This is a genomic window from Variovorax boronicumulans NBRC 103145 (assembly GCF_001591345.1).
In the GTDB taxonomy this organism is placed as follows: Bacteria; Pseudomonadota; Gammaproteobacteria; order Burkholderiales; family Burkholderiaceae_C; genus Variovorax; species Variovorax boronicumulans.
Map to the genome: position 1 here is coordinate 54,525 of NZ_BCUS01000009.1, position 20,921 is coordinate 75,445.

Annotated in this window: 16 protein-coding genes; 6 read left to right on the forward strand and 10 right to left on the reverse strand. The window is 62.4% G+C overall.

The genetic code is table 11. The annotated features are described in order from the left end of the window. Window positions 1-2 precede the first annotated feature (2 nt). Both VBO01S_RS04560 and VBO01S_RS04565 read left to right on the forward strand, forming a co-directional pair. On the forward strand, window positions 3-1,529 hold the full coding sequence (locus tag VBO01S_RS04560) for a UxaA family hydrolase (protein ID WP_062471129.1): 1,527 nt from the start codon (window positions 3-5) through the stop codon (window positions 1,527-1,529). Between the two features lie 71 nt (window positions 1,530-1,600). After that, complete coding sequence (locus VBO01S_RS04565; protein WP_062471132.1) at window positions 1,601-2,659, forward strand: malate/lactate/ureidoglycolate dehydrogenase; 1,059 nt, start codon at window positions 1,601-1,603, stop codon at window positions 2,657-2,659. On the opposite strand, the gene VBO01S_RS04570 is transcribed toward VBO01S_RS04565, so the two are convergent. From VBO01S_RS04570 to VBO01S_RS04585, 4 genes are all read right to left on the reverse strand, one after another. Next, on the reverse strand, window positions 2,656-3,537 hold the full coding sequence (locus tag VBO01S_RS04570; protein WP_062471135.1) for a DMT family transporter: 882 nt from the start codon (window positions 3,535-3,537) through the stop codon (window positions 2,656-2,658). The two genes, VBO01S_RS04565 and VBO01S_RS04570, sit on opposite strands and share 4 nt — an antisense overlap. A gap of 187 nt (window positions 3,538-3,724) precedes the next feature. Continuing rightward, entirely contained in the window at window positions 3,725-4,375 is a 651-nt protein-coding gene (slmA, locus tag VBO01S_RS04575; RefSeq protein WP_062471138.1) for a nucleoid occlusion factor SlmA, read from the reverse strand. An 88-nt stretch (window positions 4,376-4,463) separates the two neighbouring features. Beyond that, a complete protein-coding gene (gene argB, locus VBO01S_RS04580) occupies window positions 4,464-5,357 on the reverse strand; it encodes an acetylglutamate kinase (protein WP_062471140.1) in 894 nt (297 codons plus the stop codon). A gap of 64 nt (window positions 5,358-5,421) precedes the next feature. Further along, on the reverse strand, window positions 5,422-6,513 hold the full coding sequence (locus VBO01S_RS04585; RefSeq protein WP_062471143.1) for a glycosyltransferase family 4 protein: 1,092 nt from the start codon (window positions 6,511-6,513) through the stop codon (window positions 5,422-5,424). 45 nt (window positions 6,514-6,558) lie between these two features. Here VBO01S_RS04585 and VBO01S_RS04590 point away from each other — a divergent pair, with 45 nt between their 5' ends. Both VBO01S_RS04590 and VBO01S_RS04595 read left to right on the forward strand, forming a co-directional pair. Further along, window positions 6,559-7,317 carry a glycosyltransferase family 2 protein gene (locus VBO01S_RS04590; RefSeq protein ID WP_062471146.1) on the forward strand — a complete coding sequence of 253 codons (759 nt, stop codon included), beginning with the start codon at window positions 6,559-6,561 and terminating at the stop codon, window positions 7,315-7,317. An 83-nt stretch (window positions 7,318-7,400) separates the two neighbouring features. Next, window positions 7,401-9,419, forward strand: a complete 2,019-nt coding sequence (locus tag VBO01S_RS04595) for an acyltransferase family protein (RefSeq protein WP_082817981.1) — start codon at window positions 7,401-7,403, stop codon at window positions 9,417-9,419. 40 nt (window positions 9,420-9,459) lie between these two features. On the opposite strand, the gene VBO01S_RS04600 is transcribed toward VBO01S_RS04595, so the two are convergent. Together VBO01S_RS04600 and VBO01S_RS04605 are read right to left on the reverse strand one after the other, a co-directional pair. Then, window positions 9,460-10,524, reverse strand: a complete 1,065-nt coding sequence (locus VBO01S_RS04600) for a glycosyltransferase family 2 protein (protein WP_062471148.1) — start codon at window positions 10,522-10,524, stop codon at window positions 9,460-9,462. Between the two features lie 10 nt (window positions 10,525-10,534). After that, complete coding sequence (locus VBO01S_RS04605) at window positions 10,535-11,539, reverse strand: glycosyltransferase family 2 protein (RefSeq protein ID WP_062471150.1); 1,005 nt, start codon at window positions 11,537-11,539, stop codon at window positions 10,535-10,537. 318 nt (window positions 11,540-11,857) lie between these two features. On the opposite strand from VBO01S_RS04605, the gene VBO01S_RS04610 reads away from it, so the two are divergent. Both VBO01S_RS04610 and VBO01S_RS04615 read left to right on the forward strand, forming a co-directional pair. Next, window positions 11,858-12,661: an ABC transporter permease gene (locus VBO01S_RS04610; protein WP_062471153.1), complete on the forward strand. Its 804-nt coding sequence runs from the start codon at window positions 11,858-11,860 to the stop codon at window positions 12,659-12,661. A gap of 3 nt (window positions 12,662-12,664) precedes the next feature. Then, on the forward strand, window positions 12,665-13,366 hold the full coding sequence (locus VBO01S_RS04615; RefSeq protein ID WP_062471155.1) for an ABC transporter ATP-binding protein: 702 nt from the start codon (window positions 12,665-12,667) through the stop codon (window positions 13,364-13,366). 838 nt (window positions 13,367-14,204) lie between these two features. On the opposite strand, the gene VBO01S_RS31645 is transcribed toward VBO01S_RS04615, so the two are convergent. The 4 genes from VBO01S_RS31645 to rfbA all read right to left on the reverse strand — a co-directional run bounded on the left by VBO01S_RS31645 (window position 14,205) and on the right by rfbA (window position 20,909). Next, on the reverse strand, window positions 14,205-16,160 hold the full coding sequence (locus VBO01S_RS31645; RefSeq protein WP_082817982.1) for a methyltransferase domain-containing protein: 1,956 nt from the start codon (window positions 16,158-16,160) through the stop codon (window positions 14,205-14,207). After that, window positions 16,157-19,381, reverse strand: a complete 3,225-nt coding sequence (locus tag VBO01S_RS31650; protein WP_082817983.1) for a class I SAM-dependent methyltransferase — start codon at window positions 19,379-19,381, stop codon at window positions 16,157-16,159. Before VBO01S_RS31650 ends, VBO01S_RS31645 begins: the two co-directional genes overlap by 4 nt. Before the next feature lie 92 nt (window positions 19,382-19,473). Further along, window positions 19,474-20,025: a dTDP-4-dehydrorhamnose 3,5-epimerase gene (rfbC, locus tag VBO01S_RS04625; RefSeq protein WP_062471161.1), complete on the reverse strand. Its 552-nt coding sequence runs from the start codon at window positions 20,023-20,025 to the stop codon at window positions 19,474-19,476. Beyond that, a complete protein-coding gene (gene rfbA, locus VBO01S_RS04630) occupies window positions 20,022-20,909 on the reverse strand; it encodes a glucose-1-phosphate thymidylyltransferase RfbA (RefSeq protein ID WP_062471164.1) in 888 nt (295 codons plus the stop codon). Before rfbA ends, rfbC begins: the two co-directional genes overlap by 4 nt. Window positions 20,910-20,921: the final 12 nt, after the last annotated feature.

Genomic DNA, 20,921 nt, shown 5'->3' on the forward strand with positions numbered 1-20,921 from the left:
CCATGACGCCCTACATCCGACTCCATCCCGCCGACGACGTCGTCATCGCGCGCTCGCAACTGCTGGGCGGCACGCTCGTCGAGAACGTCGCCGTGCGCGGGCTGATCCCGCCAGGCCACAAGGTCGCCATGCGCGCCATCGCGCAGGGCGAACCGGTGCGCCGCTACAACCAGATCATCGGCTTCGCGAGCAAGCCCATCGCCGCCGGCGAGCACGTGCACACGCAGAACCTGGACATGGGCCCCGACAAGGGCGACTTCGAGCGCGACTACGCCTTCGGCGCCGACGTGAAGCCCGCGCCCGCGAAGCGCGAGGCCACCTTCATGGGCATTCGCCGCGCCGACGGCCGCGTGGCCACGCGCAACTACATCGGCGTGCTGACCAGCGTGAACTGCTCGGCCACCGCTGCGCGCGCCATTGCCGACCACTTCTCGCGCAAGACCAATCCACAGGCGCTCGCCGCGTTTCCGAACGTCGATGGCATCGTCGCGCTGACGCACGGCACGGGCTGCGGCATGGACACGCAGGGCATGGGCATGCAGATCCTGGAGCGCACGCTCACGGGGTATGCCACGCACCCGAACTTCGCGGGCGTGCTGGTGGTGGGGCTGGGCTGCGAAGCCAACCAGATCAACGCCTGGCTCGCGACCGGCCACCTGGCTGAGGGCGAGAACTTCCGCACCTTCAACATCCAGGACACGGGCGGCACGCGCAAGACGGTCGAGAAAGGCGTGGCGCTCATCAATGAAATGCTGCCGCGCGCCAACGCAGTGAAGCGCGAACCGTGCAGCGCGGCGCACATCACGATCGGGCTGCAGTGCGGCGGCTCGGACGGCTACTCGGGCATCAGCGCGAACCCGGCACTGGGCGCGGCGGTCGATCTGCTGGTGGCGCACGGCGGCACGGCCATCCTCAGCGAGACGCCCGAGGTGTACGGCGCCGAGCACCTGCTGACGCGCCGCGCGGTGAAGCGCGAGGTGGGCCAGAAGCTGGTGGACCGCATCAAGTGGTGGGAGCACTACACCGCCATCAACGAAGGCGAGATGAACAACAACCCCTCGCCCGGCAACAAGGCGGGTGGGCTCACGACCATCCTCGAGAAGTCGCTGGGCGCGGTCGCCAAGGGCGGCACCAGCAACCTCGAGGCGGTGTACGAATACGCCGAGCCCGTGACCGCGCACGGCTTCGTCTACATGGACACGCCGGGCTACGACCCGGTGAGCGCCACGGGCCAGGTGGCGGGCGGCGCGAACCTGATCTGCTTCACGACCGGGCGCGGCTCAGCCTACGGCTGCGCGCCCTCGCCCTCGCTCAAGCTGGCGACCAACTCGGCGCTGTGGCAGCGGCAGGAAGAAGACATGGACATCAACTGCGGCGAGATCGTGGACGGCACAGCGTCGATTGCGGAGATGGGCCAGCGCATCTTCGAGCTGGTGCTGGCCACCGCCTCGGGCGCGCACTCCAAGAGCGAGCAGCACGGCTACGGGCAGAACGAGTTCGTGCCGTGGCAAGTCGGCGCGGTGATGTGAGGCCCGTGCAGCCCATGCCCGCCCTCCCCTTCGGCCACGCCATCCCATTGAACGCACGAGGAGCCTGATCCATGTCCAGAACACTGCCGGCCGACGGCCTGCAAACCAATGTTGCCCGCATCCTCGAAGCCGCAGGCAGCACGGCCGCCGAGGCGCAGCAGGTGGCCGCCAACCTCGTGCTGGCCAACCTCAGCGGGCACGACTCGCACGGCGTGGGCATGCTGCCGCGCTACATCGATGCGGTGGCCGAGGGCGGGCTCGTGCCCAACGCCGCCGTGAAGGTCAATCTCGACATCGGCACGCTGATGGGCCTGGACGGCCAGCACGGCTACGGTCAGATCGTCGGCGTGCAGGCCATGGAGCTCGGCATCGCGCGCGCCAAGCAGCACGGCAGCTGCATCTTCACGCTCGCGAACGCGCACCACCTGGGGCGCATCGGCCATTTCGCCGAGATGGCGACGGCGCAGGGGCTGGTGGCGATGCACTTCGTCAACGTGCTCTCGCGGCCCGTGGTGGCGCCCTGGGGCGGCGGCGACGGGCGCTTCGGCACCAACCCGTGCTGCATCGGCATTCCGCTGGCGGGCGCCGAGCCCTTCGTGCTCGACTACGCGACCAGCCGCGTGGCGCAAGGCAAGATGCGCGTGGCCCACAACAAGGGCGAGCAGGTGCCCGACGGCTACCTCATCGACGAGCGCGGCGCGCCCACCAACGACCCGGGCGTGGTCGTGGTGCCGCAGGGCAACGGCCTGTTCGGCGCGCTCATGACCTTCGGCGAGCACAAGGGCTACGGCATGGCCGTGGCGTGCGAGTTGCTGGGCGGCGCGCTCACGGGCGGCGGCACCTGGCACCGGCCGGCGGACACGGCGCGCACGGTGCTCAACGGCATGCTGACGGTGCTGATCGACCCCGTGAAGCTCGGCACGCAGAAGGTCTTCGACGAGGAGGCGCGCGAGTTCATCGGCTGGCTGCGGCAAAGCCCGCCGGGCCAGGGCTTCGAGGCCGTGCAGATCGCAGGCGAACCGGAGCGCCAGGCGCGCGTGGAGCGCCGGCGCGACGGCGTGTGGGTCGATGACGCGACCTGGGGCGAGATCGTCGCCGCCGGCGCCAAGGTGGGCGTGGCCGTCGCCTAGCGTCGCGCCGCCTGGCGCGACTTCTGGCTCAGCACGAGCGCGATGCCACCGAGGATCGCCACCGAGGCGAGCGCCAGCCGCGGCGTGATCGCTTCCGACAGGAACAGCACGCCGCCGAACGCTGCAAGCAGCGGCACCGACAGCTGCACGGTCGCCGCCCGCAAGGCCGACAGGCGGCCCAGCGCCGCGTACCAGACTACGTAGCCAAGCCCCGAGGTCAGCGCACCGGAGGCCACGGCCAGCGCGACGCCGTGCGCATCGGCATGCGCGCGCGTGATGAACACCAGGCTCAGCGCCAAGGCCAATGGCACGGCGCGCAGGAAGTTGCGCGCGGTCGCGGCCAGCGGATCGGCCACGCCCCGTCCGCGCAGCGAATACACGCCCCATGCCACGCCCGCCACCGCCATCAGCACGGCGCCCAGCAGCGGCGGCGCCGCAACGCCCGGCGACACCAGGTAGACGAGGCCGGCGGCCGCAAGGACAAAGCCGCACCACGCGAGCACCCCGAAGCGCTCGCCGCCGCCCAGGCCCGCGCCCAGCATCGTGAGCTGCACCGCGCCGAAGAGGATCAGCGCGCCCGTGCCCGCCGGGAGGCTGAGGTAGGCAAAGGAGAAGAACGCGACGTACGCGAACAGCATGACGGCCGGGAGCCAGCCGGTGCGCCCGAGGGCGGATGGCTGCGATCGGAAGCGCACGACGAGCGCCAGCGTGATCGCCCCGGACGCGAGCCGGATGCTGCCGAAGCTGGCGGGGTCGATGCCGCCGTGCTGCAGCGCGAGTCGGCACAGCAGCGAGTTGGCCGCGAACGCGACCATGGCGACCGCGGTGAGCGCGACGGCGTGCAGGAGAAGGGCTGGGCGGGCAGCGGCGTCAGGCATGGCGCGCCCCGGAAGGCCAGCGAAGGCAGGAAGGACAAGCACTCATGCGAGCCTCCGATCCAGAGGTCATGCGAAACAGGCTTGTCACCGCGGCACCGCGTGGCGGCAAGGGAGAAATTCGATCGTACGCGCCGCAAGGGGCCGCGTCGAGTTCAGCGTGGCGGCGCCGGACTTGCCGGCAAGGCCGTCAAACGATCAGGGCGATCGTGGCTTCCAGGTGTTCCGACGGTGCCCGGCGGAAACCCGAGCGCGCAAAGCGCTGCAGCTGCCCGACCACGAAGGCCGTGAGCGCCGCGGCGCGCACCTGGGCGTCGACGCTGGGCGTGGCCGAGCCGTCGGCGGCGGCCGCGCCGCGCAGCACCTGGCGCAGCGTGGCCTCGATCTTGTCGAAGAACTGGTTCATGCGCTGCTGCAGGCGCTCGTTCTCGAACACCAGCGCGTCGCCGACCATGACGCGCGTCATGCCGGGGTTGCGCTCGGCGAACTGCACGAGCAGCACGAGGATGCGGGCCGCCTGCTGGCTGCCGGTGGCGCCTTCGCGCTCGAGGATCTGGTTGACCAGCGTGAAGACGCTCTGTTCGATGAAGTCGATGAGGCCCTCGAACATCTGGGCCTTGCTCGCGAAGTGGCGGTACAGGGCCGCCTCGCTCACCTCGAGCCGCGCGGCCAGCGCGGCGGTGGTGACCCGCTCGGCACCGGGCTGCTCCAGCATGGCGGCCAGCGCCTGCAGGATCTGCACGCGCCGTTCGCCCGGCTTGGGGCGCTTGCGCGTCGGTGCGGCGGCGGGCGTGTCGGCCGGGGTCTCTACGCCGGGGGCAGCTGTCTCTTCGTTCTGCATGGGAGCGCGTGCAAAGATGTAATCAATTGATTCTCGCACAGCGCAGTGAGCGCGCGCCTTCCGCCGCAGGAAGGTACGCGCAGGGCGCTCAACGCGCCCGGATCATCGTGCCGTAGGCCTGGTCGGTCAGGATCTCGAGCAGCATCGCGTGCGGCACGCGGCCGTCGATGATGTGCACCGCGTTCACACCGCTCTTGGCCGCGTCGAGCGCGCCTTCGATCTTGGGCAGCATGCCGCCCGAGATGGTGCCGTCGGCGAACAGGTCGTCGATTTCGCGCGCGCTCAGGTTGGTGAGCAGGTTGCCGTTCTTGTCGAGCACGCCGGGCGTGTTGGTCAGCAGCATGAGCTTCTCGGCCTTGAGCACGGTGGCCAGCTTGCCGGCGACGACGTCGGCGTTGATGTTGTAGCTCTCGTTCTCCTCGCCGAAGCCGATGGGGCTGACGACGGGAATGAAGGCGTCGTCCTGCAGCGCCTTGACCACGCTGGGGTCGATGGAGACGATGTCGCCGACCTGGCCCACGTCGTGGTGCACGTTCGGGTCGGTGCGGTCGGCCAGCTTGAGTTTTTGCGCGCGAATGAGGCCGCCGTCGCGCCCCGTGAGGCCCACGGCCTTGCCGCCGGCCTGGTTGATCAGGCCCACGATGTCCTGCTGCACCTCGCCGGCCAGCACCCATTCGACGACTTCCATGGTCTCGGCGTCGGTCACGCGCATGCCCTGCACGAAGCTGCCCTTCTTGCCCAGCTTGTTCAGCGCGGCCTCGATCTGCGGGCCGCCGCCGTGCACCACCACCGGGTTCATGCCGACCAGCTTGAGCAGCACCACGTCTTCGGCGAAGTCGGCCTGCAGCGCGGGGTCGGTCATGGCGTTGCCGCCGTACTTGATGACGATGGTCTTGCCGTGGAACTTGCGGATGTACGGCAGCGCCTGGGCCAGGATCTCGGCCTTGTCGCGCGGAGGGATGTTGAGGACGGGGTCGGTCATGGGCGGTCAGGCTCCAAAGCGGTGGACGATGGGAAGAATTCTCGCAACAAGAAGGCGCCGGCGGTCAGGGCCGCAGCCAGCGCGGGACCTTGAAGCGCACGATCATCAGGTACGCCCCGACGTAGGTCGTGACGAACAGAAGGCAGAACAGCATCAGCACGAAGGTGTTGTTCCAGAACAGCACCGCGGGCACCACCGACAGCGCGGCGAACATCCACAGGTAGGGCGAGGTGCGGTTGTTGCGCGCCAGCAGCTGGCGCGCCTCGTCGTCCGCGAAGGCCACGCGCACGATGCGCCGGAAGATCAGCTGGTGGAAGTGCAGCGCGTCCGCCGTGCCCGGCGACTGGCCCCGGGCCAGCTTGCGGTAGATGGAGAACAGCGTCTCCCACACCGGGTAGATCAGGAGCAGCATCGGGAACCACGGCGACACCACGCGGTGGCGCTGCACCAGCGTCACGCAAGCCACGGCGATCACCATGCCCCAGACGTAGGCGCCGCCGTCGCCGGCGAAGATCTTGCCGCGCGGGTAGTTCCAGACCAGGAAGCCGAAGGTGGCACCGACCAGGCAGATCACCATCGCGGCCAGCTGCCGGTCGCCCAGCTGCAGCGCGACGTGCGAGATCGCCAGGCACACGAGCACGGCCACGGTGCCGGCCAGCCCGTTGTAGCCGTCGATGATGTTGAAGGCATGCGGCAGGCCGCCGATGGCCAGGGCCGCGAAGACCAGCGAGGCATAGGGCAGCAGCGCAAGCCAGCCGTCGAGCGTCTCGAAGCCGGTGCGCGCCACGCCCAGCCCCTGCACCCAGCACACCAGCAGCGCCGAGCCGATGGTCAGGCCCAGCCGGTAGCGCACCTTGACCTGCTGGGTCACGTCTTCGACGATGCCGCCGAGCACGGCGGGCAGGATGCACACCAGCGTGAGCATCGAAGACTTGAGCGGCCAGGCGATGTTCAGCGGCTCGATCAGGCCGGCGCCCAGCCAGGCCGCGCTCATGCCGAGCATGATGCCGGCCCCGCCCAGGCGCGGCACGTGACCCTTGTGGAAACGCTGGGGCATGTCGGCGCCGTAGCGGCGCGCGTGTCTGCGCGCGCGGCGCATGAACAGCTGCACCGCGATGGCGGAGACGAAGAAACTGAGGATGATCAGGGCAATCATGAGTGGGGTTGGGGGAACCCTAGAATTCCCGAGCGAAATTAGACCATGCCCACGCCCCCTTCTTCACCCCACGCCCCGGTCACCCTGTCGATCGTGAGCCACGGCCAGCTCGCGCTGGTGCTGCCGCTGCTCGAGCAGCTCGACCGGCACAGCCGGGACGCGATCGCCAAGGTCGTGCTCACGCTGAACATTCCCGAGGCCGACCTGCTCGCAGGACGACAGTGGGGCTTTCCGATCGAGCGCATCGAGAACGCGGCGCCCCTGGGCTTCGGCGCCAACCACAACCAGGCCTTCGCGCGCTGCGACACGCCCTGGTTCCTGGTGCTCAACCCCGACATCCGCTTCGACGCCGACGTGCTCGCCCCGATGCTCGCCCAGGCCGCGCCCGACGCCGGCCTGATGACGCCGCGCATCCTGGAGTCGGGCCGGCCCGAGCCCGAGCCGCACCGCGCGCTGCTGACCCCCTTCGAGATCCTGGGCCGCAAGAAGCCCGGCTACCAGTCGCCGGCCGTGCCGGCCTGGATTCCGGGCCTGTTCATGCTGTTTCGCAGCGAGGCCTACCGCAAGATCGGCGGCTTCGACGAACGCTTCTTCATGTACGGGGAAGACTTCGACATCTGCGCCCGCACCCGGCTGGCCGGCTGGAAGCTCCAGGTGACCGAAGACCTGCGCGCGCGCCACGACGCCCAGCGCGCCAGCCACCGCAGCAAGAAGTACCTGTACTGGCACGTGACCAGCCTGCTCAAGGTGTGGCTGTCGGGCGCTTTCTGGCGCTACTGGCGGCTGCAGCGCGCCGCCGCCTGAAAAAGGCACGGCGGCGTTTGCGAGGACAATCGGGGCCGAAAAGCCCGCACCGAAGCCCGCAAGCGCCGCTTTCAGCACCGACGATGACGACCACGAGCAGCCCGACCTCCCTCCCCGAACACGCCCACCTGGTTCACCCGAAATACCGCCCGGACATCGACGGGCTGCGCGCCATCGCGGTGCTGTCGGTGCTCGGCTACCACGCGTTCCCGCAGTGGATCAAGGGCGGCTTCATCGGCGTCGACATCTTCTTCGTCATCTCGGGCTTCCTGATCACCACCATCATCCTGGGCAGCTTCCAGGGCGACGGCTTCAGCTACCGCGAGTTCTATGCGCGCCGCGTGAAGCGCATCTTCCCGGCGCTGGCGCTGGTGCTGCTGGCCACCATGGCCTTCGGCTGGTTCGCCCTGCTGCCGCACGAATGGGAGCAGCTGGGCAAGCACGTGGCCGCGGGCGCGGGCTTCGTCTCGAACTTCGCCTTCTGGAGCGAGGCCGGCTACTTCGACAACGCGGCCGAGACCAAGCCGCTGCTGCACCTGTGGTCGCTGGCCATCGAGGAGCAGTTCTACATCTTCTGGCCCGTGCTGCTGGGCCTGGCCTGGAAGCGCAAGTGGCGCATGCTCACGGTGCTCGGCACGGTGGCGGCGATGTCGTTCCTGCTCAACGTGACGACCATCCACAGCCACCGCACGGCCGCGTTCTATTCGCCGCTGTCGCGCTTCTGGGAACTGATGATCGGCGGCATGCTGGCCTACGCGCGGCTGCACCGCCCGCCGCCGCAGCCGGGCTGGAGCCGCCACGCACAGTCGATCGCCGGCCTCGTGCTGATCGTGCTGGGCCTGTGCTACATCCGCGGCGGCAAGGCCTTCCCCGGGTTCTGGGCCATCCTGCCGTCGGTGGGTGCCTTCTTCTGCATCGCGGCCGGGCCGAGCGGCGTGCTCAATCGTTACGTGCTGGCCTCCAAGCCGATGGTGTGGGTGGGGCTGATCAGCTACCCGCTCTACCTCTGGCACTGGCCGCTGCTGGCTTACGCACGCATCCTCGAAGGCAAGCTGCCGTCGGACGGCATCCGGGCGCTGATGCTGGTGGCGTCATTCGTGCTGGCCTGGCTGACCTACCGGTTCGTCGAGCGCTACACGCGCCGCAGCGAGAACCCGACGGTCACGGCGGGGCTGGTGGCCGTGATGGTCGGCTTCGTCGTGCTCGGCCTGCTGGCGACCACGCGCTACTACGTGGGCCGCCACAGCGATCCTTACTTCAACAAGACCGCCGCGGCCGCCAAGGACTGGGCCTACCCGGACGGCCTGAGCCCGATCAAGGTCGACGGCGAGGTGCTGCAGCAGATCGGGCAGGGCAAGCGACGGGTGCTGTTCTTCGGGGACAGCCATATCGAGCAGTACGGACCGCGCGCCGTCGAGCTCGCCAAGACCTCGCCGGGCACGCTCGATTCGCTCTCCTTCGTGACCTGGGGCGCCTGCCCGCCGATTCCCAACGTGGTCGACGAGCAGAACAACCTGTGCGGCGAACGTCGCGACGGCGGCATGCGGCTGGCCATGAGCGACCGGTTCGACGCCGTCGTCTTCGGCGGCTGCTGGAACTGCTACTTCACCGAGACCGGCAAGCCCAACGCCGAGAACGCCGCAGCCGACCGCTACTACTTCTTCGACGGCAAGGACAAGCGGCGCTTCATGGGCGGCGGCGGCGTGGACTTCTCGCTCAACATGTTAGAGACGGTGCTGACGACCTTGTCCAAGCACAAGCAGGTCTACCTGCTGCTGGACAACCCGGTCGGCGCAGGCTTCGGCCCCGAAGAATTCGTGAAGGGTGGCCGACTGAGCCACATGCAAGTGGGCAAGATGTCGCCCACCGCCCCCTGGGACCCGAGGCAGAAGGCGCTGCACGAGCGCATGCGGCAGATCGCGCAGCGCAGCGGCGCCATCGTGATCGACCCGATCCCGACCCTGTGCCAGAAAGACTGGTGCACCCGCGCCGATGCCGACGCCACGCCGATCTACAAGGACGCGGGCCACCTGCGCGCCGAGTACGCGCGCTCGCACGCCACCTACATGGACCCGGCGATGACGTCGGCGCCGGCCCGCTGAGGACCAGGCTGCGGCGGTCTCCAGGCCGCCGCGGTGCGCATCAGGCCTTGTAGAGCTTGCGCAGGCTGCGAATGCCCGGCAGCTTCGTCACCGTGCCGACCAGGCGCACCACGCCCGGCGGGCAGTGATTGAGCAGGAACAACGTGATCCGCAGGCGCAGCTTCTTCTTGCGTCCCACATACGGGTTTGAAAGCACCATCGCGCCGTACTCGTTGAGGATCGCGCTCATCTCCTCGCGGTACTGGTCATCATTCTTGATCGACTCGATCGCGTGGTTGACGAAGTACGGCTGGAAGCGGGGCACCAGGAAATCGCGCAGGTAATAGCGCCCCCGCAGGTGCTCGTCGGGGAACATCTGGACGAGTTTCTTGAAGTACTTGAAGCGGCTGCGGGTCATCCGGATGCCGAAGGACGTGCTCGCCGTGTGAATGCACCAGACGGTGACGGCCTTGTCCACGAAGTAGTTGCTGAATCCCTTGCGAAAGATGCGCAGGAACAGGTCGTCGTCCTCGAAGCCCATGAACTGCGAGTCGAAGCCGTCGACGGCCTCAAAGGCCCTGCGACTCACCAGCGCGGCCGAGGGCAGCACGAACATGTCGTTGCGCAGCAGGTCGTTGATGTTGCGCTTGGGGTGCGTCGCGTGCTCCTTGATCACACCGGTACGGATCACGTTGCCATCAGCATCGGCCTCGTACAGGTCGGCATAGACATAGCCGAACAGCCGGTCGCCGGGCGGGATCGCGGCTGCCAGCGTCTCGATGTGGTTCGGCAGGTAGAAGTCGTCCTGGTCGAGAAAGCAGATGAAGGCCGAGGTGGAGGCCTTCACACCGGCGTTGCGGGCCGAGCCCTGCCCGCCGTTTTCCTTGTCGATGATGCGGAACGGGTAGCGCGCGGCCAGCGCATCGAGGGCGGCGCGCTCCTCGGGGCGGGAACCGTCGTTGACCACGATCACCTCGTGCGCCGGCACCGATTGCTCAAACACACTCTTCACCGAGCGCTCGATGAAATCGGCGCCGTTGTAGAACGGGATGATGACCACGACGTTCGGCCAGGCCGTCGGCTCGCCGGGCCGGGAAGGGTTCGCGGGGACGTTGATTGGGTTCATTGTTGTTGTGTCAGACGGATTCGAAAAGATCGCGGACCACGCCGCGCACCCCGCGGCCGAACTTGTCGTAGCGACCGGTCATGGCCTCGCGCAGGATCGGCACGCACCGGGCCAGACGCGAGGCGGGCAAGGCGGCGCGAAAGCGCTGGTGCACGATCTTGCTGCGCACCTTGTCGATGATCTCGGGGGGCACGCGATCGCCGAGCTGGAGCAGGCGCTCCAGCAACAGCTCCGCCTTGATCGCGCGCTCGACGTGCGTGTTGCCGCGCGAGGCGAGCGCCTTGCGCACCTTTTCCTTGTAGGTGTCGCGGCGGGCGCCGATCTGGTTGGATTCGTGCTGGCGGTATTCGATGAGCGGCTCTTCCAGCAGGTCAACCCGCGACGTCGTCGACGCGATGATGGCCAGCCATTCGTCGTGCACCCACTCCACCGGCAACGGCAAGGCATCGGCGAGCAGCGAGCGACGGAAAACTGTGGTCGCACCGGTCACGAGGTTGCGGCGCAGGAACACGTCGAAGGCCCGGCCGGTGTGAATCCGCTCGATCTCGGACGGCGTGACCTCCAGCGCGTGGAACAGCGTGTTGCCCAGGTCGCGGCCTTGGGAATCCACCAGGCGCGCATCGGTGTGCAGCAGCCAGAGGTTGTCGTCCTGCACGAAGGGCGCCACCATCCGCTCGAGCCGGTCGGGCACCCACACGTCGTCCTGGTCGCTCAGCGCGATCAGGTCGCCGGTGCAGGCCGAGATGGCCTGTTCGAAGTTCTTCACGACCCGCAGGGCCACGGGATTTTCGAAGACCCGCAAGGCAATGGGCGGCCCGGGGCGCTCCGCCGCGCATTCGGCCACCGTGGCACGCACGACATCGACCGAGCCGTCGCGCGAGGCATCGTCGGACAGCACGATCTCGATCGGCGGCCGGGTCTGCAGGCAGATGCTGCGCACCTGCTCGCGCAGGAAGCGGGCGCCGTTGTAGGTGCACAGGGCGACGGAGACTTCGAGAGGACGAGGATTGCGCATGGGTGGATCGTTTTTCTGTCGGGCATGCTGCCGATGGCAGCCGCAGCCCGTCCGATCGGGGGAGCGGTGGGCTCTTCCATGGTTACGAATTGCACGGGAACCGGAGCCGGTAAAATTATCTCTCAGTTGATACTCTGAATAAAATGCGCGGGCTCGCACGAGCACCGTCCCGGCCCATCCGGCCATAGCCCTCCAAGAAATCCCGCTTGACCTCCTCGGCCACGAAGCGCTTTTGCTCATCGCCGTGTCATGTGGTGATGGGAACCTGACCCTGGACCGCATCGTCCGCATGGCAGACAAAGACACGACCGCATACGCATGAGCCAAGTTCATTCCAATCTCCATCGAAGCGCCCTGGCCGACTGGTGGGAAGGCACTCGCCGCACCGACATCTGGTGGACGCTGGCCTGGTTCGACGTGGTGCTGCGCTATCGCCGCTCCATGCTGGGCCCGCTGTGGCTCACGCTGAGCATGGGCGTCATGATCGGCGGCATGGGGCCGTTGTATGCCTCGCTCTTCGGCACCCAGCTGGACAAGTTCTTCCCGCACCTGGCGCTCGGCGTGATCTTCTGGGGTTTCTTCTCCGCCGTGGTCACCGATGCCTGCAACGCCTTCGTCGGCGCCTCCAATTATCTGAAACAGGGCTACTTTCCCATCAGCCTTTTCGTGTGGCGAGGCCTGGGGCGCAACCTGATCCAGTTCGCCCACCAGATCGTGCTGTACATCCCCGTCGCCATCTGGGCCGGCATCTCGCTGTCGTGGTCGGTTCTCCTGTTCATTCCGGCCTTCCTGATCCTCGTCGTCAACGCCCATGCACTCGGCCTGCTGCTGGGCCTCATCTGCACCCGCTACCGTGACGTGACCCAGATCATCACCAGCATCATGCAGATGCTGATGTTCCTCACGCCCGTCTTCTGGCTCCCCGAGAACCTCCCGAGCCGGGCCAAGTACGTGCTGTGGAACCCCTTCGCGCAGATGCTCGACCTGTTGCGCACCCCGCTCATGGGCGGCGTGGCCCACCTCCACAGCTGGATCGGTATCGGTCTTTGGACCGTGTTGTGCCTGACCGCCGCGAGTGTGATGTTCGTCAAATACCGTCGCCGCGTCGTTTACTGGCTCTGATCCATGGCATCCATTTCACTCAAGAACGTTTCGGTCAGCTTCCCCATCTACGGGGCCGGCTCGGTGTCACTCAAGAAGACGCTGGCGGCCTCCGTCACCGGCGGGCGCTTCGGCAAGGAAACCGGCGTCACCGTGGTGCAGGCGCTCAGCGGCCTCAACCTCGAACTCAAGAGCGGCGACCGGCTGGGCCTGATCGGCCACAACGGCGCGGGCAAGTCGACGCTGCTGCGCACGCTGGCGGGCGTCTACGAACCGTCGTCGGGCGAGTTCACGCGCCAGGGCTCCGTGGCCAGCCTGATCGATCCCGCATTGGGCATCGAGATGGACGCCACCGGCATCGAGAACATCATGCTGCGCGGCCTCGTCATGGGCATGAGCAAAAAAGAGGTCGACCGGCTCACGCCCGACATCTGCGAGTTCAGCGGCCTGGGCGAGTACGTCAACATGCCCGTCCGCACCTACTCGACCGGCATGATGATGCGGCTGGCGTTCTCCATCTCAACCAGCGTCGAAGCGGACATCCTGCTGATGGACGAATGGCTGTCGGTGGGCGACGCTGCCTTCACCGAGAAGGCAGAGAAGCGGATGCGCGATGTGGTATCCAAGTCGGGCATCCTGGTGCTGGCATCGCACTCGCCAGAGCTGATTGCCAAGGAGTGCAATCGCGTGATCCATATGGAACACGGGCGGATTGTCGAGAGCTAGGACTGCACAACGAGTTCAGGGTCTCGAGCAATTCTCCTCGTCGAGTGAACGGTCCTTTGATTGTGGGACGCAGCCTTCGCGGTGACACGGAGCCACATCAATTGCCGAAAGCGGCTGCCCCACGGGCGTCCAGCGAAATCACTTGGAGGCGAAGCGAGCGATCTCGATGCAACCTACGGAGGTAGCCTTGTGCTCTTTCCTTCGACAGTCACTCAGCGCGGTTCGAACAAACCGTATGACTCCCTGCTGTCTCCAACGCGGTAGCTGTATCTGAACTGCGGCACGGTCTGCTGGAACACGTCGCCCTCGGTGTACCGCCGCTCGCCGCATGCCTGCCACCGGGCGGTTACAGGTCTGGCGCGCCCTGGTATTTGTCCTCGATCAATGTGCTGCAGTTCACTGCGCATGTTGTGAACCGCATTGAGCGTCTTTCCAGGGGTTGGGACTCGTTTTTTAGGTTGTTCTGATGCCAAGCCGCGCAGCCTCCCAACGAGGCGACCACGGCTTTGCCTTGCCTAGTGCATGGGGAAAAACGCTTTTGAGCGCCTTTTAGAGATTCGCATCGACCAATCTCCTCCGGCTCGACCTGCTGGCTCACCTCATCAGCGCCACCGCACGACACCACTCACAACAAACCCGCGAATGTCGGTTCAAATACCCGAGTGCGATCGGAAATATCTGATTTTTCAAGCTCTTGCCGATGCTTGCGCTATTTTTCCCAATTTAGCGACCTCCATTGCGAATTTCCCGGCATTTTAAAATAGCCTTGCTTTAGATGAGCATCCCTAGCACATTTCTTTCGCATGCCGAGATCACGATGAAGTGTTACCGGGATCATTTATTGAGCCCTGAGCTCCGCCGCCGTGCGACTTGCCATGACGAAGCGATCCTTAAGGGCAGCCGCGGCATCACGCTTAACAAAAGACACGAAGAATTCGCAACCAAAGGTAGGGTACTCACGCTCTACGTGCAGGTTGATCAAACCCATTCGAACCAAATCGTCAACAATTAATCGAAATGAGGATGGGGTAAATCTCCAATTGTGAACATCCAGGTACTCATCCTGTTTTTTTGCTGCCTCAGCCATTCGCAATGCTTCGTCGAAAGCGACTGAAAACGCAAGCTCCCCGGTTTTATCTTTCCCCCAGGAAGGTTTTCCATCCAAAAAGACCTGGTAGGCGAAATGATCTAATACCGTTCCAACGGTGTGTACGCGTCTGCGCTCAACATGCGCCTGCAACACGTCTCCTGTGGTCGAAATTCCTCTGAAGTAGTCAAAGCAATAGCGCTTATCTGGAATTACCAAGGAGAGCACGCCGCCGTCCTTGAGGATGGCTTCGCACTGCTGAAGAAACGAAACCAAGTCGGGCGTATGTTCGACGACGTGAGATGCAATTACGTAGTCGTATTTTCCCTCTCCTCCTATAAGTTCAGGCAGGACTTCTCCCTTCCAGACGAAATCCACTTCCTCGATCTTTGAGACGTCCACACCATCGACACCTTCGTATTTACGAATCAGATCTCTTCGACTCGCATGATCTAAGGTCTGAATATTGAATCCCTGAGATTTCGGAGCTACTGGAGAAAAGCTAGGCCCGATCTCCAGGCCAAAGTCCTTCACATCGACCAATGCAAGAATTTTTTCATTACGAGTGGCGGGGATGGAAAAAGAAACTTCCTGCCCCGACCAAACGTTGGTCAGATTTTTCTCAGCAGTCTTCGCTATAAGAATCGCATCGATAGCTTCGCCCCAGCGCGCCGCATTTGTCTCCAACATGCGGTGCTTTCGAACATAAGAAAAAGCCTCGTCCGCCAGCGATAGCCGAAGCGCCGAATCATCAGCCAGCAACTCAAGAGCACCCCTCCATTCATCTGGACTGGCGGATGCCAGCAACCCATTTTTTTTATTTACCACCGTATCGACATAGCTCCTGGTGGAGCTGTAAATTCCTGGAATGTTATTCGCCGAATAATCCAAGAATTTTAAATCAGACTTGCAATCATTAAAACCCGACTCAATCAACGGAGCAATTGCAAAATCCCATTTAACTTCACGCTGCATCCATTGCATGAATTTGGGATATTCAACTTGATCCACGGGAACTTTAAGAACGCGAACAGGCAATTCATTAAAAACCCCTCTTACCAAGGCCTCGTCTCCAATCCCGACAATCTCCATTCGAACCGAGTCTTTTCTTGCATGAAGAAATCGTCTCAGCGGCTCTGCGATCATTAGCAGATCCTCCAAATGGGAATAGGTGCCCATGTACCCAATCACCAACGAAGAATCATCTGACGCCCTTCGACTTTCAAGCCGATTTCTCAGAGCATCAAATTCAAACAAGCGCTCATCCAAATAATTTCCAACCACTTGAATATTTGCATTTAGCCGAGCCATCCGACACTTCAGCGCATCCGTAGAAACAAGAACTCCTGCCGCTTCTCGCGCAAATCGAATCATGATCTGCCGCTGCCTTGCGCTGGGGTAATCAGGAGCCCCGGGCTGGGAATTCAGATCCAGCAAATTATCATCTGTGGCGTAAATATACGGAATTCCTAATACTTCAAGATGCTTCAAAAGGCGTGCCTGGTCCGAAAAGTCAGCATCGTGGCGCCAGCCGCGCTCTACAACAACCAGATCAACGCTAAATCCGGGCAACTCCACGCCGTAAGACAGGGTGAATTTTTCTTGAATACTCGGATGAGACAGGGGGAGCAACAGGCGAATATGACTCGCCCCGAACGGCTTTCCATCTGCCCCACATTCAGCCAGAACATGAATTCTTTTTTTCATTGGACCGCCTTAGTCTCGGCATCACCAGAGAAAAGCGCCTGCATCATTGTCAATGCCGGCTTTTCTGGAAAAAAGCTTGCAGTTCTTTCTATCCCAGCAGTTTTTAGTCGCTGCCGCAGATCCCCATCATCAATCAATCTCAAACAGGTCTGGGTGCACTGCTCTTCATCAAGCGTGTCAACGAGAAGGCCCGACTCCTCGTGAATCACAATTTCCGAAATTCCTCCATTTACAGGCCCGATGACTGCCACGCCACTCGCCATCGCCTCCAAACAACTCAAACCCATGGCTTGATATGTCGACAAATCGACAAACACATCAACACGTTTCATCAAAGCTTCCACTTCCGCCGAATTTAGTTCGCCATAGCTTTGATACCCCGAAAATGATTCCAACGGGGCAAGAATCGGATCATTGGAAGGACAGCCGAAAATACGGACCTGAACCACCCCTGCCCGCTCCGCCAGCAGGCGACGCAGCACATTGACCGTCATCTGCGGCCCACGACGCGGAGTTGATGGTCGGACCATGGCGCATATGACGATTTCCTTGGATTTTCTTTGACCCGAAGGCGGGGCAAATCGAGACCAATCGAAACTCGGCCCAAGAAGCAATGGCGACTTACCAGTTTTCTCCATGACCTTTCTTTGGTTCCATCGAGTCTTTGTCATTAGCTTCATCGAAGCCTCTGAGTAACTTGCAAGCGCTTCTTGATAGTTTCTACTATTTTCTGGAAAGAAGTCGGGCTCGAAGTCCTGAATATAATAACCCATCACAGGCTTATGCAATGAATTCGCCTGCAGCGCGTCCCTAATCCAAAATACTGAGGAGTAGAGTGTCGCAATCACTGCATCATATGAATCTACGTATTCGGACAGCTGATTCCAATTTGAAACCCACAATTTTGGCAGGCTGCAACTCGGATATGAAATTTCAAATGAAGCACGGGCGGTTTCAATATTTGCAATGACAACATCTATACCGCATTCCTGCAAAACTGTGGCTTCGCTCAAGATGACGTTGGCGCCGCCGCCAGCATGCGAAACCGGCAAAATAATCAATACCCGCTTCCCTTCAAACTGATGGCGAATTAGCTTTCTGGCGAGCAATTGCTCATTCACCACTTGCATTCGAGCACGTACAGCCGTCAGCCCGAGGTTATAGCGAGTAATTTCGAGTTGATTCATGATCGAGGCACTTTCGTGCTTGCGATGCAAGTTCTCGTCGGCCGCCTTCGCGAGCTTCATTCGTCGCTCGGTTGAGTAGCTTTTGGATTGCGCATGAAATACGTACACGTCGTCAGCGACGGCCAGTTGCCAGCCCTTCGAGAAAGCTCTGACACACAGATCGTTCTCTTCGCCATATCCTTTCCCGAAGTTTTCTTCATCGAAGAGACCGACGTCCGACAATTGCTCGCGGCGGATCAGAAGACAGAAGCCATTAAGGAACCCAACCCGCGGATAAGACCGACGTGATGTCATGGCCACTCGTTGCGCCATGTCTGAGATCGCGATTCCTGACGGCAATGGATTGGACGACCAATCCCCAGCTTCGTCGAATATTCGAGGAACGGACTGCCAAGAAGCAGTATTGCTTAGCGGCCCAACCATACCGATTCGTGGATCTGAGGTTGCACACTCAATCATCCTGTCAAGCCATTGAGAAGATACAACGGTATCGCTGTTCAGCAGAACAATGAATTTTCCATCCGACGCCCGGATGCCTGCGTTGGCGGCAAGCGTGTAGCCACGAGCAACCTCATGGCGAACCAATACCCCACCTTGACTTCGAACGAAGTCGGCAAGATAGTTTTTGGTCTCTTCGTCGCTACCATCGTCCACCACAATAATGCGATACGGCGGTAGGGTATGAGCGACAAGCGAACTCAGGCAATTCTTAACGTCAGATAACGCGTTGTGCACGCAAACAATCACATCCACTGTCTCGCTGTGTCGAGCCACGGTATAGCGCGTCTGGCGCTGCTCTAACGCGGGATCCGTGTGCGTACGTGCTGCATAGCCAGATTGATCAAAGTTGACGATCCGGCGCTTTAAGCCCGAAATGCCTTCTTGCACAAGGACGCGCCCCACGGCACGCGCTAAACGCAATCGGCCTCCAGCCGCTTCACTCGCGGGTAGAGAAAGTCTTTTAACGGCACGCATGTTCGCGACCCGAGCGCCCATCCAGCGGATCGGACTGGACGCCTTCCAGCTCGTCGATGCCCAGACTTCTTGCAAGGATGCGTTCAATGCAGCTTCTCGTTGAAGCGCTTGATCAAGTAGTAATTGACTATTTACCCACTCCGCCTCGCGCTTGACCCGGTCTGCCCGTAGCACCTCGGCGTGCTTCTCAAATTGACTGATCTGAGCTTCTTTTGTCGCAAGCAGATTTGCGGCCGCCGCATTCCGCAGCAAAAGCTGAGCAATGTGCTCATCACGTGCAGTCACTTGATTTTTCGACTCGGCAGCAGCCGTGACAAAAGATTCCGCTTTTTCAGTCAAAGTTCTGGACAAGTCAGAAACCTTTCGGTCAACCTCGATCATGCGGCCCAATTCGCCGAACAATCGCGTGATGTAGGCCCGACCTGCTTCTGTACCAAATGACTTCATGAGCGACACTGCTATGGGGCTTTGATCGACACCGTAGAACAAAACACCCAAGCCATGCGAGTGCAGGAATTCGATCGTCGGATACGCACCCGACAACTCTTCCCAGAGCCGCCATACGCCGAAATCTCTCTCCCGCACATTGATGTCATGGAAAAGCACGATCGCGTGACGCGAAAGCTTTGACTTCCAAGATTCGAAGTCGTGCTTGACCGCCTCATATGTGTGAAGCCCATCGATATGCAGCAGGTCGATGCTGCCATCCGAAAAATACTTCACAGCGTCATCGAACGTCATACGCAGCAGGCGCGAAAACGTCTCAAATTGAGCGTTCTTCGAATTGACGCTCGAAAAAACCTCTTCCCCATAGCTGCCGGCGTGCTCATCGCCTTCCCATAGGTCAACCGCGTAGCACTTGGTATTCAATCGCGCGCGCGCCACCGCTTGGCAGAACGAAAAGTAGGAATGCCCATAGTGCGTCCCAAGTTCTACCAAGACGCGCGGCCTGAGCGATTCAACGATCCACGCTCCAAATGGAATATGGCCTAACCAAGCACTCGGCTGGGGTGCGATATCGATTTTTTCCAGCGCAGCGCTGAAGTCAAGTTCGGACATAGTCTCTTGGTTCACTTTGTGAGTCGTACGTTTCAGTCGCCTCCGACTCACCGCCTTTGCGGCGGTCTTGCGCTGCTGTCAATAGAGATGCACTAGGCAATGAAGACCTCAGCCCCGTCCAGAGTCACTCCAGCCGCATCCTTTGACGAGAGCGTTGGCTCCATTGCGATATCGGGCCAAGTGATTGCAATGTCCGAGTCGTTCCAGAGAATGCATCTCTCATGCGCCGGGGCATAGTAGTTAGTGGTTTTATAGAGAAAGTCGGCGCTATCGCTGAGCACAAGAAAGCCGTGCGCGAAACCGGGGGGGACCCACAGCTGCCTGTGATTGTCCTCACTGAGTTCCACGCCGACCCATTTCCCGAAGGTCGCGGACGACTTTCGGATGTCCACGGCCACATCGAACACCGCGCCACGTACCGCGCGCACCAGCTTTCCTTGCGCTTGCTGGACCTGATAGTGCAACCCCCGAAGCACACCCTTGGAGGACCTTGAATGGTTGTCCTGAACGAAGTCGACCTTCGATCCAATCGCCTCCTCGAATGCGCGTTGATTGAAGCTCTCGTAGAAAAACCCTCTGGCATCGCCGAAGACCTTCGGCTCGATGATCAGAACGTCGGGGATCTCGGTTTGGATGACATTCACGAGCGCACCTCCTCGGACAACAGGTGCTTCAGATACTTTCCGTATCCGTTCTTCTGCAGCGGCGCGGCCAGCTTCTCGAGTTGGGCGCTGTCGATGAAGCCATGGCGCCATGCAATTTCTTCAGGGCAGGCGATCTTCAGCCCCTGCCGATGCTCCAGCGTCGCAATGAACTGGCCGGCCTCGAGCAGACTCTCGTGCGTGCCCGTATCCAGCCACGCATAGCCGCGCTGCATGATCTGCACGTTGAGCTGGTCCAGGTCCAGGTACGCCTGGTTGACCGCCGTGATCTCCAGCTCGCCCCGTGCGCTCGGCTTCACCGCCTTGGCGATATCGACGACCTGGTTGTCATAGAAATACAGACCGGTCACGGCGTAACTGCTCTTGGGCTTGACGGGCTTCTCTTCGATGCTGCTGGCCTTGCCGTGGGCGTCGAAGGCCACGACACCGTAGCGCTCCGGGTCATGCACGTGGTACGCGAACACGGTCGCACCGCTTTGCTTCGCATCAGCGTCCGACAGCAGATGGGCAAAGTCATGCCCATAGAAGATGTTGTCCCCCAACACCAGCGCACTCGGCGAATTCCCCACGAACTTGTCGCCAATGATGAACGCCTGCGCCAGGCCATCGGGGCTCGGCTGCACCGCGTACTGCAGGTTGATGCCCCATTGGCTGCCGTCGCCCAGCAGCTGCTGGAAGCGCGGCGTGTCCTGCGGCGTGCTGATGATCAGGATGTCGCGCATGCCGCCGAGCATCAGGGTGCTCAGCGGGTAATAGATCATGGGCTTGTCGTACACCGGCAGCAGTTGCTTGCTCATGGCGAGCGTGGCCGGGTGCAGGCGGGTGCCGGAGCCACCGGCAAGGATGATGCCTTTGCGTTGCGTCATGGGAGTCTTCTT